The sequence below is a fragment of the Streptomyces sp. NBC_00669 genome (assembly GCF_036226785.1).
Classification (GTDB): Bacteria; Actinomycetota; Actinomycetes; order Streptomycetales; family Streptomycetaceae; genus Actinacidiphila.
In genome coordinates, this window is sequence record NZ_CP109018.1 from 3,603,770 (window position 1) to 3,619,544 (window position 15,775).

Here is a 15,775-nt window from a genome sequence, read left to right on the forward strand (position 1 = left end):
AGTCCACCGCCGTCCGCCGAAGTCCACGTGCTCGGCGCCCGGGCCTGCCGGAAAGCGGCCTCCCGGGTAGCCCGATTACCACGCTGCGTGACGACCGCGCCGCTTCGGCAAAAGATTACGAAAAGGTATCGGGCCTATCGGACATCGCCCTTCCCAGGCGCGCCGGGCGTTGGCTAGCGTGCCGCACCAGCCGGAACCGGCAGCGTCCGAGAGGAGTCCGCGCGCCATGGCGACGCACCGTAAGGCTCGTACCGCGCTACTCAGCACCCCCGGTCCGCGTGCCGCCGTGGGGCTCACCACGGCGGCACTGGCCACTGTGACGCTGCTCAGCGAGAGCGCGAGCGCCACCCCCGCTCCCACCAAGCCCAGGCAGCCGTCGATCAGCACGGTCAAGAAGCAGGTCGACTCCCTCAACCAGCAGGCCGAGGCCGCCACCCAGAAGTACGACCAGGCGCAGGAGCAGACCGACCAGCAGAACACCAAGGTCAACAAGCTGCTCGCGCAGGTCGCCCAGAAGACGCAGAAGCTCAACGACTCGCGGCGCGTGCTGGGCGAGTTCGCGGCGGCGCAGTACCGCAGCGGCGGCGACCTGACCACCACCCGCTACCTGCTGTCGGAGAACCCGCAGGACCTCGCGAACGAGATCCACCTCGCCAACGTGATGGGCAAGCGGCAGCAGGCGGCGGTCGAGAACTACCAGACCCAGCAGGTCGCGGTCACCCAGCAGCGGATCGAGGCGGCCAAGAGCCTGGCCTCGCTGACCGCGCAGCAGGGGCAGCTCAAGTCCGCCAAGCAGGACGTGCAGACGAAGCTGGGCGCGGCGCAGAAGCTCCTCAACAGCCTCAACGCGCAGGAGAAGAAGCGGCTGGCGGAGCTTCAGGCCAAGCAGGAGGCCGAGGCGAAGGAGAAGGCGAAGAAGCTCGCCGCGCAGGAGAAGCAGAAGGCGGAGGCCGCCGCGAAGGCCGCCGCCGCCAAGGGCACCGACGCGCCCGTCGCGCCGGTCAACTCCTCGGCCGCCGACCAGGCCATCGCCTTCGCCCGGAAGCAGATCGGCAAGCCGTACGTGTGGGGCGCGACCGGCCCGGACTCGTACGACTGCTCGGGGCTGACCCAGGCCGCCTACAAGGCCGCCGGGATCGACCTGCCGCGCACCACCTACGACCAGGTGGACGTGGGCACCCGGGTGTCGGAGGCCGACCTTCAGCCGGGCGACCTGATCTTCTTCTACAGCGACGTCAGCCACGTCGGCCTCTACATCGGCAACGGGGAGATGATCCACGCCCCGCACACCGGCACCGTGGTGAAGATCGCCCCGATCACCGAGATGCCCTTCTACGGGGCTGTCCGTCCGTAATGGAGCATCCCGACCGGGTCGCCACCGGATGACCCGGATGACCGATAAGGCGCCGGGGCGAAGTATCCGGCAAAACCCAAGGTCACAAAGCGATTTCGGTCACATTGCAATCCAAACTTCCCAAGACCCGGCGAAGTTGACTACGGTAGCCCGCTAGGTGGTCCGCCTCCCGTCGGCGAAGGTCCGGCAGCGAACCATCTCCGCCTAATCCGGCCGGCGGCCGGAACCGGGGACCCACAGGCACTTTGGGGTGAATCGGGGTGGACGCGACGAGCGTTCGACCCGTAGGGCGACCTTCCCCGCCCGAACCCGTCAGCTAACCCGGTCGGCGGTACCCGGAAGGAGTCGTCTCCTTGGCGTCGCATCGCAAGCCGCGTACCCCGATACTCGCGTCGACCGGCACACGGGCCGCCGTCGGTATCACCACCGCGGCCCTGGCCTCGGTCACCTTGATGAGCGAGACCGCGAACGCGGCGCCCGCGAAGCCCTCCATCGCCGAGGTCAAGAAGCAGGTCGACTCGCTGAACGAGCAGGCCGAGGTCGCCACGCAGAAGTACGACCAGGCCCAGGAGGACACGGCGGCGCAGCGCACCAAGACCAACCAGCTGCTCGCCCAGGTCGCCGACAAGACCCAGCAGATGAACGAGTCCCGGCGGGTGCTGGGGCAGTTCGCCGCCGAGCAGTACCGCACCGGCGGTTTCGGTGCCACCACGCAGCTGCTCTTCTCCGACGACCCGGAGAGCTTCCTCTCGCAGAACCACCTGCTGGACCGGATGACCGCCACTCAGGAGCAGGCGCTCAAGACGTTCAAGATCCAGCAGGAGCAGGCGTCGGTCCAGCGGGCCCAGGCCACCGCGAGCCTCAAGAAGCTGACCGGTTCGCAGAGCACGCTCGCCACGCAGAAGAAGAACCTGCAGACGAAGCTCGCCGCCGCGCAGAAACTGCTCAACAGCCTCAACGCGGAGCAGAAGAGGAAGCTCGCCGCGATGCAGCCCAAGACGTCGACCTCTTCGTCGTCCTCGTCTTCGTCCTCGTCGTCCGGCTCCAGCTCGACCTACAAGTACAACGGGCCCGCGTCCGGCCGCGCCGCCGCCGCGATCCAGTTCGCGCTCGCCCAGCGCGGCAAGCCGTACTACCGCGGCGCCACCGGCCCGGACTCGTACGACTGCTCGGGGCTGACCCAGGCCGCCTACCACGCCGCCGGGATCACCATCGGGCGCACCACCTGGGACCAGGTCAAGGACGGCACCGCGGTCTCCAAGGCCGATCTGCGCCCGGGCGACCTGGTGTTCTTCTACTCCGGCATCAGCCACGTCGGGATCTACATCGGCAACGGCAACATCGTGCACGCCCCGCACACGGGCGCGACGGTCGAGGTCGCCCCGATGGACTGGATGCCGTTCGCGGCGGCCCGCCGCATCGCGTAAGCGGGCGTGCGGCGGCTGAACGCAGGCCACGTCAGCACGTAATGGGTAAGGGCCGGTCTCCAGGAGACCGGCCCTTACTCATGGCCTTCGTGCCCCACCCCCCGGCTCAGGCCAGCACCAGCAGGTCCATCCAGCTCGTCGCCGGCGCCGCCGGATCGGCCGCCCGCAGCCGTGCCATGCCGCGCTCGAAGTCCTCGTCGCTCAGCGCCCGCAGCTTGGAGTCGGTGTCCCGGCGCAGCAGGCGGGCGTAGTGCCCGAGGCTCGGCGCGCTCTCCTGCGGTACGGCGACCAGTCGGCGCCGTACGAACCCGGCGGCCGCGAAGTCGGCGCAGACGCCGTCCACCGTCCGGTAGCCGTCGATCTCCGCCACCGTCTCGGGGAAGAAGCGGACCCGCAGGTCGCGGTCGGCCCGGCCGGGGAAGAGGTTGCGGATCAGCACCGGCGCGCCGGGCTTCAGGGCGCGGCGCAACTCGCGGGCGGCGGCGGGCAGATCGGGGATGTGGTGCAGCACCGAGCCGAGCCAGGCCGCGTCCGCGCCGCCGTCCGGCACCGGCAGCGCGTCGGCCCGGCCGGCCAGGGCCTCGATGCCGGGGCGGCCGTCCGTCGCGGGGGCCCGCGGGATGAGCGCGCGCATCGCCTCGGCCGGTTCGACCGCCACGACGTGGACGCCGAACCAGTCGTGCAGCGCGGCCGCGAAACCGCCGGTGCCGGCGCCGACGTCGAGCACGGTCGTCCCGGGGGTGAGCCCGGGGGTGCGCTCAGCCGTCGCCTCGACCGCCGCCTCAGCCGTTGCCTCGACCGCCGCCTCGATCGCCGCCCGCCACGCGGCCAGCCCGGCGCGCGGGACCTCGCGGGCCAGCCGGTACTGCTCGGCGGTGGCGCGGTCGTAGGAGATGCCGGTCATCGCGGTCAGGTCCAGAGCACGGCGATGAAGATGTTGACGACGGTCAGGCCGCCGACCGCGCCGAAGGAGGCCGCGTCGACCTTCTCCTCGTCGCGCTTGACGTAGACGAGCCCGAGGATCACCAGCAGCACGACCAGCTTGATGCCCAGCTTCACGTTGCTGAGGTGCCGGTCGTCGGCGTGTGCGAGGCCGACCAGCGCCACCCCGGTGACGAGCATCGTGCCGGCCCCGTAGAGCATGCCGGGCACGAACCGCGGCTCGGCGCTGCCCCGGCCCATCGCCTTGAGTTGGGTGAGGAAGCCGCCCAGCAGCGCCGCGATGCCGATGATGTGCAGCCCGACAAAGACATTGATGAGGGTGTCCATGGGCCGGACCCTACGGCGCTTATAGCAGCGCGCGGCGGGCGGGGTGCCGTATCGCGGGCTTCGGTCGGCGGGCGCCCGGATGCGGGCGGGTCACCCGTCGAACGGCGGTCGAATCCGGTCGGCCGCGGCGGAAAGCGGGCAGTCCCGGACACCTGCCCCGGACGGCCCCCGGGGCAGGTTTAGCGTCACTGGCAGGTGGCCGGTTCCCTTCGCCGTCGGTACGTCGGCGGCACGGCCGCCCTGCCGACGTCCGGCGGTGCCGCGTCCCCCCGTAACGCGGCGCCGCCGGGCCCGCCCTGCCGAAGGAGTGACGGCCGCATGGCCTCGCACAGTCGCCGGAGTCGCCACCGCCGCGGCCCGGTCCCCGCCGCCCGCACCGCTGACCGCGTCACGGACCGCGCCACGGACCGCACCGCCGCCCGGCCACCGCTCGTCTCACGGGCGACCGCCCGCGCCGCGCTGTCGCTGGCGCTGGTGTCGGCCGCGTCCGTCAGCCTGCTCGGCGAGAGTGCGCAGGCCGAACCGGGCCCGGCCGCCGGCGCCACGACGGCGTCCGGAGCGGACGGCGCGGACGGCGCGAAGGAAGCCGACGGCGCGAACGGCCCGAACGGCGCGAACGGCCCGGCCGGTTCCGTCACGGCGGTCAAGGCGCGGGTCGACGCGCTCTACCAGCAGGCGGAGGCGGCGACGCAGCAGTACGACGGCGCGCGGCAGAAGGCCGCCACCGCCCGCGCGGCGGTCACCGACCTCCAGGCCGAGCTGGCCCGCAAGACCGCGCAGCTCAACACGACCCGGGACCGGCTGGGTTCGATCGCGACCGCGCAGTACCGCTCCGGCACGCTGGACCCCGCCCTGCAACTCGCGCTCAGCTCCTCGCCCGAGACGTACCTCGCCCAGGTCGGCGCGCTGGACCGGATGGGCGACCGGCAGGCCGCCACGCTCGCCCAACTGGCCGGGCAGCGAAGGGACATCGAGCAGACCCGCGCCGAGGCGGACGGCAAGCTCGCCACCCTCAAGGCCGCACAGGGCCAACTCGCCGACCGCAAGCGGACCGTGCAGACCGCGCTGCACCAGGCGCAGGTGCTGCTGGACTCCCTCACGCCGGCCCAGCGCGCCACCGTCGACGGCTCCGACGGCGGCGCGGACGCGAACCGCTCCGGCGCCCCCGGCTCGGGCACCGCCACCCGCGGCACCTCCCGGCCGCCGCTCGACGCCTCGCCCGCACCCTCCGCGCGCGCCGCCCAGGCCGTCGCGTTCGCCTACCGCGCCATCGGGCTGCCCTACGTCTGGGGCGCCACCGGGCCCGGCTCGTACGACTGCTCCGGCCTCACCCAGGCCGCGTGGAGGGCCGCGGGCGTCTCCCTGCCGCGCACCACCTACACCCAGATCAACGCCGGCACCCGCGTGGCCGAGTCCGAACTACGCCCGGGCGACCTGGTCTTCTTCTACTCCGGCATCTCCCATGTCGGCCTCTACATCGGCCACGGCGAGATGATCCACGCCCCGCACCCGGGCGCCCCGATCCGGATCGCCCCCATCTCCGAGATGCCCTTCGCCGGCGCCACCCGCCCCGCGTGACCGGCTAACGGAGCCGGAACACCGCCACGTCGTAGCGCTCCGACACGGGGCGCGGCCGTACGAGCGGCTCGGCGTCCACTCCGGCTCCGGCTGCGGCTGCGGCTTCGGCCTCGGCTTCGGCTTCGGCTTCTGCTTTCGCGTCAGCGGCCAACCGGGCCAGCCCCGTGGCGAATTCGGCCTCGGTGAGGTGGGTGAACTTCGACTGCGGGCGCGTCACCAGCCGTTGGTGGTACGCCCGCAGGCCTGCGGCGACCGGCTCGGCGTGCGAGCTGATCCGTACGACGTCGAACCCGTGCGCCGCGAAGTCCGCGCGGACGTCCGCCTCCGCGGGGAAACGGACGCGGTCGATGTCGAGCAGCCGCGGCCAGTAGGTGTAGACGACGGCGTCCAGCCGCTCCCGGAAGGTGGTCCGGACGACCACCACCCCGCCGGGCCGCAGCACCCGCGCCAACTCCCGTGCGCAGGCGCGGCGGTCGGGCAGGTGGTGGATCACCCGCGAGAGCAGGGCGAGGTCGACCGAGCGCGGGCGGAGCGGCACCGCCTCGGCGCGGCCCGCCGCGAAGTGCAGGCGGTCCGGGCGGTGCGCGGCCGGGTGCAGCCGATGCGCTTCGGCGAGCATCGCGGGCGACGGCTCGACGCCCACCACGAGGCGCGCGTCCGTCCACCGGGCCAGCGCCGCCGCGAACATGCCGGTGCCGGCGCCCACTTCCAGCACGCGCGGCGCCGGGACGGGAGCGCAGTCCGCGATCAGTCCGGCCCAGGCGCGGAGCGAAGCGTCCGGCATGTCGTTTCCCGCGTGGTAGGAGCCGGCGAGCCGCCGGTCCTCGTACACCTGAACCATGTCAAGTACCTCTCTGTCGGGTGGGAGGCGAGGATCACCGGCGGCCGGACCCGCGCGCCGGGTCGGCTGTCAGTGCGGGGCCGGCCGTCAGCGCAGGCCGGTCTTCAGCGCAGAGCGGACCGTCAGCGCAGGGCGACCCGGCTGGGGCCGTTGAAGGGGGCCAGAGACAGCACGGTGGACGGCGTGCGCAGCCCGTCGTGCTCCGCGAAGAGCGCGCGGGCCTCGGCGAAGGGCACCTCGTCGCCGGTGACGCGGGCGGCGGTGTCGTAGAGGTCGCGGATCTCGTCGCCCATCTCGTCGTCCGACCCCGCGCCGGTCCCCCAGACGTCCCACAGCAGGGTCTCGACCTTGTTGAGGGCGGCCAGGTCGAGCCTGACGTTGCCGGCCACGAACCACGCGCCCACCATCGGCCCCTCCGGCAGGTGGAGCCCGAAGGACTTCGGGTCCGCCCCGCCGGCGCGGATGAGCTGCCACGCCTTGCCCGCGACCAGGAAGCGGTCCCTGGGCACATCGGTCGGGTCGAACGGCATCGAGTACCGCTCGGGGTCGACGATCTGGGCGTCGGCCAGCAGCCAGCCGCGCTGGTCGTCCCAGTATTCGGTGACGACGTGGTCGAAGTGGAACCCGTCGTCGCCGAAGTAGTCGGCGAACCCGGAGCGCAGCCGCGCGGGAATGCCGACGTGGCGCAGCAGGGAGACGTGCAGGAGGGTGAAGTCGCGGCAGATCCCCACGAACCGGTCGGCGAACTCCCGCCGCTCCACCAGCGGCGCGCCGTTGCGGTTCACCACCAGCCGCAGGATGTCGTCGACGTAGCGGGTCTCCGCGTCGTCGCGCATCCGGTCCTCGGCGATCGGCACCCCGAACTGGCCGCCCTCGACCCGGTGGACCATCACGTCCCGCACCACCCGGGCGAGTTCGCCGACGTCCCTGGGGAGGTCGGTGTACCAGCCGACCAGCTCGCCGGGGTCGGAGAAGCTGCTCTGCGAGGCGTAGAAGGCGGCTTCCTCTGGGGCGAGGCGGTCTGCGGTCATGGTGGAGCCCCCTGCCTGCGGCATTCGACTGTGACGTCGACCATCGGCCACGTTTTCGAAGGGTGGGTCGGCGCACCCCACCGTGCCAAAAACCGGGCCGCACTGTCCAGGGGTTGGGCCGAGGCCGGCCCGAGGCCGATCCGGGGGCGGCCCGAGGGCACGCATCGGCCGGGCGCCCACCGGATGGCGACCGGGCGCCCCACAGAGCCGTGCTTGACCTTCCCCCTGGGACAGGGCCCATCGTGGTCGTACCGGCCGCCGACCAGGCCGGTTCCCCGGGCCGCCCGCCCGGCCACGCATCGGAAGGACGACCGGGATGACCACTGCGTGCCTGATCCTCGACATCGGCGGGGTGCTGGAACTGACCCCGCGCACCGGCTGGGACGCCGCCTGGGAGCGGCGGCTGGGGCTGCCGGCCGGCGCGGTGGACCAGCGGCTGGAGGAGGTGTGGACGGCGGGCGGGTCCGGCGCCATGACCGAGCCGGAGACCCGGGCCGCGGTCAGCGCCGAGCTGGGCCTCGACCCGGCCCGGACCGACGCGTTCTTCGCCGACCTGTGGACGGGGTACCTGGGCACGCCGAACACCGAACTGATCTCGTACATACGGGAGTTGCAGGGCAGCTGCACCCTGGGCATCCTCAGCAACAGCTTCGTCGGCGCCCGGGAGCGCGAGGAGGAGCGGTACGGCTTCGCGGCGCTGGTGGGCAGCGCGGACGCGGTGGTCTACTCGCACGAGATCGGGTGGTCCAAGCCCGATCCGCGCGCCTTCACGCTGACCTGCGAGCGGCTGGGGGCGCGCCCGGCCGACTGCCTTTTCGTGGACGACCTGGCGGCGAACGTCGAGGCGGCCCAGGCGCTCGGCATGTCGGCGGTGCTGCACACGGACAACGCGACGACGCGGGAGCGGATCGCCTCCCACGTCGCGGCCGCGGCCTGACCCGGGCATGGACCTGCTGACCATCGGCGCCTTCGCGAAGGCGGCCCGGCTCTCGCCGAAGGCGCTGCGGCTGTACGACGACCTCGGACTGCTCCCCCCGGCCCGGGTGGACCCGGACACCGGCTACCGCTTCTACGCCCCCGAACAGCTCGAACGGGCCCGGCTGGTGGCGTGGCTGCGCCGGCTGGGCATGCCGCTGGCCCGCATCCAGCGGGTGTGCGCGTGCGCCACCGAGGCGGCCGCCGCCCAGGAGATACGCGGGTACTGGGCGCAGGTGGAGGCGGAGACCGCCGCGCGGCGGGACCTCGCCGGCTTCCTGCTCGCCCACCTCGACCGCGCGCCGGACGCCGGAGCAGCCGGCCGCCAAACGCCCGACACCCAAACGCCCGACACCCAAGAGCACGGCCCCCGAACACCTGGCCCTTCAGAAGGGAACGCACCCATGCCCGACACCACTCTGACGTTGCGCTACTCCGCCCGCTCCGACACCGGTCTGGTCCGGCCCGGCAACCAGGACGCGGTGTACGCGGGCGACCGCCTGCTCGCGGTCGCCGACGGCTTCGGGCCGGCCGGCGCCCCGGCCAGCGCGGCCGCGATCGAGGCGCTCGCCGACCTGGACACGGGCGCACCGCTCCCGCCGGGCAACCTGCTCAACGTCCTCCAGGACGCGGTGGAGGCAGCGGCCCGCGCGGTCGGGACCGCGGCACCCGCACCCGTACCGGCATCCGCACCGTCCGCACCACCCGCACCACCCGCACCCGGCACGGCCCCCGTCGGCACCACGCTCACCGCCATGCTGTGGACCGGAACCCACCTCGCCCTGGTGCACATCGGCGACAGCCGGGCGTATCTGCTGCGCGACGGCGAGCTGTTCCGGATCACCCACGACCACACCCTCGTGCAGTCCATGATCGACGACGGCCGGCTCACCGAGGCCGAGGCGGCCTCCCACCCGGACCGGTCCCTGCTGCTGCGGGCACTGCTGTCCGACGGCCCGCCGCCCACCGCCGACCTGAAGCTGCACGCCCCGCGGCCCGGCGACCGCTACCTGCTGTGCTCCGACGGGCTGCCGGTGGTCGCCGAGCCGACCGACATCCGCCGGGTGCTGATGGAGGAGGCCGAACCCGACGAGGCCACCCGCGCGTTGATCGCTCTCGCGAACGGCGCGGGCGGCCCCGACAACGTGAGCTGCGTGGTGGCGGACGTGGTCGCCCCCGCCACGCCGTAACTTCCGTCAGGACTCCCGTCAGGAATCCGTCAGGAATCACCTCAGGGGCGCCCCGGACCGTCAACCGGCCGGGGCGCCCTGCTCACTTGAGGCTGACGTGGCTGCCCGCGGCCGAGACCGCCGGGGTGGTCGACGTGCCGGCGAAGGAGAACCGCCAGTAGCCGTCGGCCGTCGCCTTGTAGGTGGTCTTCAGGTTGCCGTGGCTGTCGGTCTTCACCGTCTTGAGCGTGGTGTAGGTGCTGCTGTTCTTCTTGCGGAACTGCAGCTTGACCGGCTGGCCGGTGTAGCCGGCGTACTTGTGGGTGTCCCAGTTGGCGCGGCTGAGCTTGCCGGTGACGGTCACGGTGCCGCCCTTCTTCACCGGCTTCGGCTTGGCGCTCGCGGTCAGCGTCGCGTAGCGCTGGATGGCCGGCGCGTGCTGGCCGGTGAGCGCGGCCTGCCCGATCTTGCTCGGGTCCGGGTTGTCGCCGTCCTGGCCGTTGAGCGCGACCGCCCAGGCCACCGAGTGCCAGCCCGTGCCCGCGTCCTTCAAGGTGAGGTCCTGGCCCGGGTAGATGTCCACGGTGCCCTTGCAGCTCTCCACCGTGACCACGGAGTTCGCGGAGCTGGTGGAGGAAGTGACGCTGCACTTCGGCGGGTTGTCACCGAACAGGTCGTTGCTCGGGGTGTTCGCCGAGCCGCGGTAGAGGTCGACGCCGGCGTAGAAGTCGGCGGCGCGGACGTCGACGTTCGTGGCGGTGAGGGTGAAGCTGAAGGGCACGTGCACCGTGTTCGTCGTGCCGACGACCACGGCCGGCTTGCCGTTGTCGACCTTGAGCTGGGAGAAGGTCACGGCGAGCGGGTACGGCTCGGCGGCGGCGGTCGCGGCCGAGGCAGCGGCCGAAGTCGCGGCCGAAGTGGCTTCCTTCACCGCCGGCTTGGCGGCGGACCTGGCCTCCGGCCCGGCGGCCGAGGTGCCCACCGCGAACCGGTGGGCGGACGCCCAGCCGCCGTGGGCCGGAAAAGCGCCGGAAGCGCCGGAAGCGCCGGTCGCCTGTGCGGCCGGGATCGCGACGGCAGTCAGGGCCAGTGCGCCCGAGACGACTGCGACGGCCGCGGTTGCGCGTATACGCATGGATTCTCCGCTTGAGCAGCGTCACGGCGGCCGGGAGGCCCGGCCGCCGTGACGAGAGGAATCAAGAGCCTTGTGGCTCACCCTGCTTGACGGGCCCGCGCCCGCACACGTTGCACGAGCTGTGAAGTTTCTGTGAGAACTTGTCCGGCATAAATGACCAATCGCCGTTCCCCGCGCCGCCGAAGGTCACGGTTCGGGCATTCCGACCGTCGCCGCCCCGCACCGGCGTAGTGTCTACGCTCGCCCGATGAGCCGACCCGACGGGAGAACCACCGATGCAAGCCCTGAAGGCGAGTTGGGGCGACTGGATGGCAGCCTTCCAGCAGCGCTACGACCGGCTGCCGCGCACGGCGCCGGACGTCCGCTGTCCCAACTGCGGTGCCCGCGAGCTGAATCTGACCTTCTGCGGTCTGCCCGCCGACCGCGTCGGCTACGCGTCCTTCTGGTGCGACGGGTGCCTGACCGGCATCCACCTCAGCCGCTGCGCAGTGCCGGACGACGTCCCCATGGACTCCGTGCACACCCCGGTGGAGGAGCGCACCGCGCACACCCCCAACTACGTCCTGGTCTGGCCCACCGACGAGGACGAGTGAGCCGTCGCCGCCCGGCCCGGCCCGCTCTTCGCGACCCGCGCGCTCAGACCAGCCGCCGGGCGGTCGCCCAGCGCGTCAACTCGTGCCGGTTGGAGAGCTGGAGCTTGCGCAGCACCGCGGAGACATGCGACTCGACGGTCTTCACCGAGATGAACAGCTGCTTCGCGATCTCCTTGTAGGCGTAGCCGCGGGCGATCAGCCGCAGCACCTCGCGCTCGCGCTGGGTGAGCCGGTCCAGGTCCTCGTCGACGGGCGGGGCGTCGGTGGAGGCGAAGGCGTCCAGCACGAAGCCGGCCAGCCGGGGCGAGAAGACCGCGTCGCCGTCGCGCACCCGGAAGATCGAGTCGACCAGGTCGGGTCCGGTGATGGTCTTGGTGACGTAGCCGCGCGCGCCGCCGCGGATGACGCCGATCACGTCCTCCGCCGCGTCGGACACCGACAGCGCGAGGAAGCGCACCGGCCGGTCCGGGTCCGCGCTGAGCGCCGCGCACCGCCGCAGCACCTCCACCCCGCCGCCGCCGGGCAGGTGGACGTCGAGCAGCACCACCTCCGGCCGGGTCGCGTTGACGACGGTGACCGCCTGGTCCACGTCGGCCGCCTCGCCGACCACCTCGACCCCGGTCTCCGCGGTGACGCCGATCTCCGCCTGCACCCCGGTGCGGAACATGCGGTGGTCGTCGACGAGGACCACCCGGACCCGTCGTTCGTCTCCCGTGGGCGTAGTCATGCCACCGCCACCCTCTCCATCTCGAGTTCGACTTCCGTGCCGCCGCCGGGCGCGGCCCGCAACCGGGCCTCGCCGCCGTTGCGCCGCATCCGTCCGATGATCGATTCTCTTACGCCCATGCGGTCGCCGGGAACCTGGTCGAGGTCGAAACCGGGACCGTGGTCGCGTACGGAGACGAACACCTTCGCCTCCTCGACCTCGGCGTAGACCTGGACCGCGCCGTCGCCACCGTACTTCGCCGCGTTGACCATGGCCTCGCGCGCGGCCTGCATCTGCGCCGCCAGCCGTTCGTCGAGCGGGCAGTCGCCGACGCAGACCACCTCCACCGGCACGCCGTGCGCGTCCTCCACCTCCGCGGCGGCGGCCCGTACGGCGTCGGCGAGCGTGGTCGGCTCGTCGTCGCGGCCGGTGCCCTCGGGGCGGTAGAGCCAGGCGCGCAACTCGCGTTCCTGGGCCCGGGCCAGCCGGGCCACCTCGCGCGGCTCCTCCGCGTGCCGCTGGATCAGCGTGAGCGTGTGCAGCACCGAGTCGTGCACGTGGGCGGCGACCTCCGCGCGCTCCTGGGCGCGGATACGCATCAGCCGCTCCGCGGACAGGTCCTGCGTCATCCGCACCAGATACGGCCCGGCGATCAGCGCGACCCCGACCAGCACGGCGAGCGCGGCCTGGAGGATGCCGCCGAGGTGGCTGCCGGAACCGCGCACCACGATGAAGCCGGTCACCCCGGCGATCACCAGCACGATGCCGCCCGCGGCCCGTACCAGCGGCCAGAACCGCTTGCCGTGGCTCATCTCGACCCAGCGCGCCTTGCGGGCGTTGTCGGCCTGCCGCCACACCAGCGCGACGCCGGCGCCGATCAGCAGCAGCGGCCACACCGCGCGGTTGGCCGCGCCGAGGTTGAGGTTGTCCACGAGGATGCCGGTGCCGCCGGCCAGCGCGATCAGGGCCATGATCTGACCCTTGTCCGGACGCTTGCCCGCCAGCCAGGACCGGGCGTCGCGCGGCTCCTTGGCCTCGGAGACACCGCCGACGCCGAGCGGCACGAAGAACCAGAACACCGCGTAGAGCAGGATGCCGATGCCGTTGAAGACGGCGAGCAGCACGAACAGGGCCCGTACCCACAGCACGGGCAGCCCGAGGTGGCCGGCCAGCCCGCGCGCCACCCCGCCGACCATCCGGCCCTCGGAGCTGCGGTAGAGCTTGCGCACACCGGACCCCGCCGGTTCGGGCGGGGTGAGGAAGGACGCTCCGGAGACGCCGCCGGACGGTCCGGGCGGCGGCGGGGTGCTGGCTGACATACCCCGATCGTCACACAAGCACGTCCTCGCGGGCATCAGGGTGAACCCCCGAGGATTGCCCGGCCCGACCCCCAGGGAGCGTCCGGGGCGGGATCAGGGTCGTACCAGGGTCGGGGCGGGTGCCGGTACGGCGGCGGACGGGCGACCATGGTGTCCATGACCGACGACCCCACCGAGACGAGCGCGGCCCGTAACCGGGCCACGGACCGGGACGAGGTCCGCGGCGAGGTTCGGGACGAGGGCGCCGGTGCGCCGCCCCCCTCGCCCGCGGACGAGGCCCCGCGGCCGGCCGGCGCGACCCGGGACGACCGCGGCACCGACGCGGGCGGCACGGACACCGGCACGCGGTCCGGCAGCACCCGCGCCTCGCACGGGGACGACGGCAAGGACGGCGACGGCGAGGGCACCTCCGACGACAGCCGCCCGCAACTCCGGCGCGGCCACGGCAAGGACAAGGTGCTGGCCGGCGTCTGCCACGGCGCGGGCCGCTACTTCGGCGTCGACCCGGTCATCTTCCGTATCGTGCTCGCCGTCCTCGCGCTGACCGGCGGCATCGGTCTGATCATCTACGGCCTGGGCTGGCTGGTCATCCCGCAGGAGGACGAGGAGGAGAGCGAGGCGCACCGCCTGCTCTCCGGCCGGATCGAGGGGGCGCCGCTGACCGCCGTGCTGATGGCACTGGTCGGCTGCGGTCTGTACGCCTCGATGCTCGGCAACGGCGCCAACCAGGCGTTCTCCCTGATCCTGCTGGCCGCCACCGTGGCCGCCGTGTACTGGTCGCAGCAGCGGACCAGGATGCAGGCGGCCGGCGAGACCCCGCTCGCGGCGGCGAGCGCCGTCGCCGACGCACCGCCCGCCGCGCAGGCGCCGCCCGAGCCCGGCAGCGCCCCGTCCTGGTGGCGCGACCCGCTGACGAAGGCGCCGCCCTACCTGTGGGGCCCGGACGACGGGCCGTACCAGGCGGCGGACCGGCAGGCGTGGCGGGAGCGGAAGAGGAAGACCCGCAAGGAACGCCAGTGGCCGTTCGGCCTGGTGGCCTTCCTGCTGGCGGCGACGGCCGCGGGCGTGGGCACCTGCGTGGCGGTGCACCGGACGTCGGTGGGCAGCAGCGTGGAGATCGGACTGGCGTCCGCGCTGGGAGTGTTCGGCGTGGCCTACCTGATCGCGTCCTTCGCGGGGCGGCCGCGCGGCCTGACCGCGTTCTGGTCGCTGCTGACCATCGCCGGCCTGATCGGCGCCGCCTCGCTGCCGAAGGACCAGGAGGGGTGGACCAGCCGCTGGACCCCGACCACCACGACCGCGATCCAACCGTCGTACGTGCGCGGCGCGGGCGACGGCGTCCTCGACCTGCGGACCGTGTCCCTGGGCAACCGCACGGTCAGCACCCGGCTGGACGTGCACGTGGGCGAGGCGGAAGTGAAGCTGCCGCCGAACGCCACGGTGGTCCTGACCTACCACATCGGCGTCGGCGACGTGCTGCTGCCGGGAAAGAGCCACAGCGGAGTGAACATCAGGAGCGGCACCCACGACACCGAGGTCTACAGCCCGAGGCCGGGCACCCCGTCGACCGGCACCATCGACCTCACAGTCAAGGTCGGCGTCGGAGATCTGCGGGTGGTCCGGTGAAGCGGCACCGTTTTGAACCGACCGCCCTGGTGATGGGCCTGGTCCTGATCGGCCTGGCGGTGGCCTTCTTCCTCGACGTGGCCGGTGTGGGGAACCTCTCGGACCCCAACCTGTCGATCCCCGTCGCGGGCACCTGCCTCGGCCTGGTGGTGGCGACGGGGGTCGTCACGCAGGGGGTGCGGACCGTACGGGCCCTGCGGAAGCGTCGATCCCCTCGGCGGTAGCCGCCGCGGGTCCGGCCGCCCCCGCGACGGCGGCGCCGGCGCCCGCACCGGTGCGCCGCTTCCTGATCAGCAGGTCGAGCGACAGGTAGGGCGTGCCCGCCAGCACCAGCGGCAGCCAGGCCATCAGGTAGGCGAGGTCGTTGCCGTAGTAGTAGGGCGTGGTGGACCAGCTCACGGTCAGCCACAGGCTCAGCGAGATCAGCGCGCCGCCGAGCGCGGCGACCCGGCCGAGCAGCCCGAAGAGCACGCCGAGACCGGCCGCCAGCTCGCCGAGCGCGATCGCGTATCCGAAGCCGTGCGGTGCCTTCAGCGCGAGGTCGACCATCGCCGGGATCGCCGCGGAGTCCCGCACGCCGTGCAGGGTCTGCAGCAGCGAGCCGTTCGCCGAGTCGGTGAAGAAGGTGTTGCTGGTCAGCTTGTCGAGCCCGGCGTAGGTGAACGTCACACCGAGAAAGATCCGCAACGGCAGCAGTGCGTAGCGACGTGCGGTCTCCCGCCACATCTCCAGCATCGTCTCCCGCCTCTCCC

The 15,775-nt window shown here is 72.8% G+C and carries 15 protein-coding genes, 1 pseudogene and 1 riboswitch; of the genes and pseudogenes, 8 read left to right on the forward strand and 8 right to left on the reverse strand.

What is annotated here, in order from left to right; genetic code table 11:
- Positions 1–226: 226 nt before the first annotated feature.
- Positions 227–1,354, forward strand: coding sequence for a C40 family peptidase (locus OG896_RS14605; RefSeq protein WP_329365665.1), 1,128 nt, complete (start codon positions 227–229; stop codon positions 1,352–1,354).
- Positions 1,355–1,545: 191 nt separating this feature from the next.
- Positions 1,546–1,700: riboswitch (cyclic di-AMP (ydaO/yuaA leader) on the forward strand.
- A gap of 7 nt (positions 1,701–1,707) precedes the next feature.
- A complete protein-coding gene (locus tag OG896_RS14610; RefSeq protein ID WP_329365667.1) occupies positions 1,708–2,781 on the forward strand; it encodes a C40 family peptidase in 1,074 nt (357 codons plus the stop codon).
- A 106-nt stretch (positions 2,782–2,887) separates the two neighbouring features.
- On the opposite strand, the gene OG896_RS14615 is transcribed toward OG896_RS14610, so the two are convergent.
- Both OG896_RS14615 and OG896_RS14620 read right to left on the reverse strand, forming a co-directional pair.
- Positions 2,888–3,685 carry a class I SAM-dependent methyltransferase gene (locus OG896_RS14615; protein WP_329365669.1) on the reverse strand — a complete coding sequence of 266 codons (798 nt, stop codon included), beginning with the start codon at positions 3,683–3,685 and terminating at the stop codon, positions 2,888–2,890.
- A gap of 5 nt (positions 3,686–3,690) precedes the next feature.
- On the reverse strand, positions 3,691–4,050 hold the full coding sequence (locus OG896_RS14620) for a hypothetical protein (RefSeq protein WP_329365671.1): 360 nt from the start codon (positions 4,048–4,050) through the stop codon (positions 3,691–3,693).
- Between the two features lie 318 nt (positions 4,051–4,368).
- Here OG896_RS14620 and OG896_RS14625 point away from each other — a divergent pair, with 318 nt between their 5' ends.
- A complete protein-coding gene (locus OG896_RS14625) occupies positions 4,369–5,628 on the forward strand; it encodes an NlpC/P60 family protein (protein ID WP_329365673.1) in 1,260 nt (419 codons plus the stop codon).
- Positions 5,629–5,632: 4 nt separating this feature from the next.
- Here OG896_RS14625 and OG896_RS14630 read toward each other — a convergent pair whose 3' ends face one another.
- Together OG896_RS14630 and OG896_RS14635 are read right to left on the reverse strand one after the other, a co-directional pair.
- Complete coding sequence (locus OG896_RS14630) at positions 5,633–6,469, reverse strand: class I SAM-dependent methyltransferase (protein WP_329365675.1); 837 nt, start codon at positions 6,467–6,469, stop codon at positions 5,633–5,635.
- A gap of 122 nt (positions 6,470–6,591) precedes the next feature.
- Positions 6,592–7,500: a transglutaminase-like domain-containing protein gene (locus OG896_RS14635; RefSeq protein WP_329365681.1), complete on the reverse strand. Its 909-nt coding sequence runs from the start codon at positions 7,498–7,500 to the stop codon at positions 6,592–6,594.
- A 316-nt stretch (positions 7,501–7,816) separates the two neighbouring features.
- Between OG896_RS14635 and OG896_RS14640 the strand changes: the two genes are divergently transcribed.
- Entirely contained in the window at positions 7,817–8,437 is a 621-nt protein-coding gene (locus OG896_RS14640) for an HAD family hydrolase (protein ID WP_329365682.1), read from the forward strand.
- Positions 8,438–8,444: 7 nt separating this feature from the next.
- Positions 8,445–9,665, forward strand: coding sequence for a MerR family transcriptional regulator (locus OG896_RS14645; RefSeq protein WP_329365684.1), 1,221 nt, complete (start codon positions 8,445–8,447; stop codon positions 9,663–9,665).
- Between the two features lie 82 nt (positions 9,666–9,747).
- On the opposite strand, the gene OG896_RS14650 is transcribed toward OG896_RS14645, so the two are convergent.
- Positions 9,748–10,779: a hypothetical protein gene (locus OG896_RS14650; protein WP_329365694.1), complete on the reverse strand. Its 1,032-nt coding sequence runs from the start codon at positions 10,777–10,779 to the stop codon at positions 9,748–9,750.
- A gap of 275 nt (positions 10,780–11,054) precedes the next feature.
- Between OG896_RS14650 and OG896_RS14655 the strand changes: the two genes are divergently transcribed.
- Entirely contained in the window at positions 11,055–11,372 is a 318-nt protein-coding gene (locus OG896_RS14655; protein WP_329365696.1) for a hypothetical protein, read from the forward strand.
- A gap of 43 nt (positions 11,373–11,415) precedes the next feature.
- Here OG896_RS14655 and OG896_RS14660 read toward each other — a convergent pair whose 3' ends face one another.
- Positions 11,416–12,099, reverse strand: a complete 684-nt coding sequence (locus OG896_RS14660) for a response regulator transcription factor (protein WP_328468210.1) — start codon at positions 12,097–12,099, stop codon at positions 11,416–11,418.
- Positions 12,096–13,397, reverse strand: coding sequence for an ATP-binding protein (locus OG896_RS14665; RefSeq protein ID WP_329365699.1), 1,302 nt, complete (start codon positions 13,395–13,397; stop codon positions 12,096–12,098). Before OG896_RS14665 ends, OG896_RS14660 begins: the two co-directional genes overlap by 4 nt.
- A 156-nt stretch (positions 13,398–13,553) precedes the next feature.
- Between OG896_RS14665 and OG896_RS14670 the strand changes: the two genes are divergently transcribed.
- Both OG896_RS14670 and OG896_RS14675 read left to right on the forward strand, forming a co-directional pair.
- Positions 13,554–15,023, forward strand: coding sequence for a PspC domain-containing protein (locus tag OG896_RS14670; protein ID WP_329365700.1), 1,470 nt, complete (start codon positions 13,554–13,556; stop codon positions 15,021–15,023).
- Complete coding sequence (locus OG896_RS14675) at positions 15,020–15,247, forward strand: hypothetical protein (RefSeq protein WP_329365702.1); 228 nt, start codon at positions 15,020–15,022, stop codon at positions 15,245–15,247. The genes OG896_RS14670 and OG896_RS14675 overlap by 4 nt, the downstream gene beginning before the upstream one ends.
- A 37-nt stretch (positions 15,248–15,284) precedes the next feature.
- Here the strand turns inward: OG896_RS14675 and OG896_RS14680 are convergent.
- A pseudogene (locus OG896_RS14680) lies at positions 15,285–15,758 on the reverse strand (DoxX family membrane protein); the annotation flags it as partial.
- Positions 15,759–15,775 lie beyond the last annotated feature (17 nt).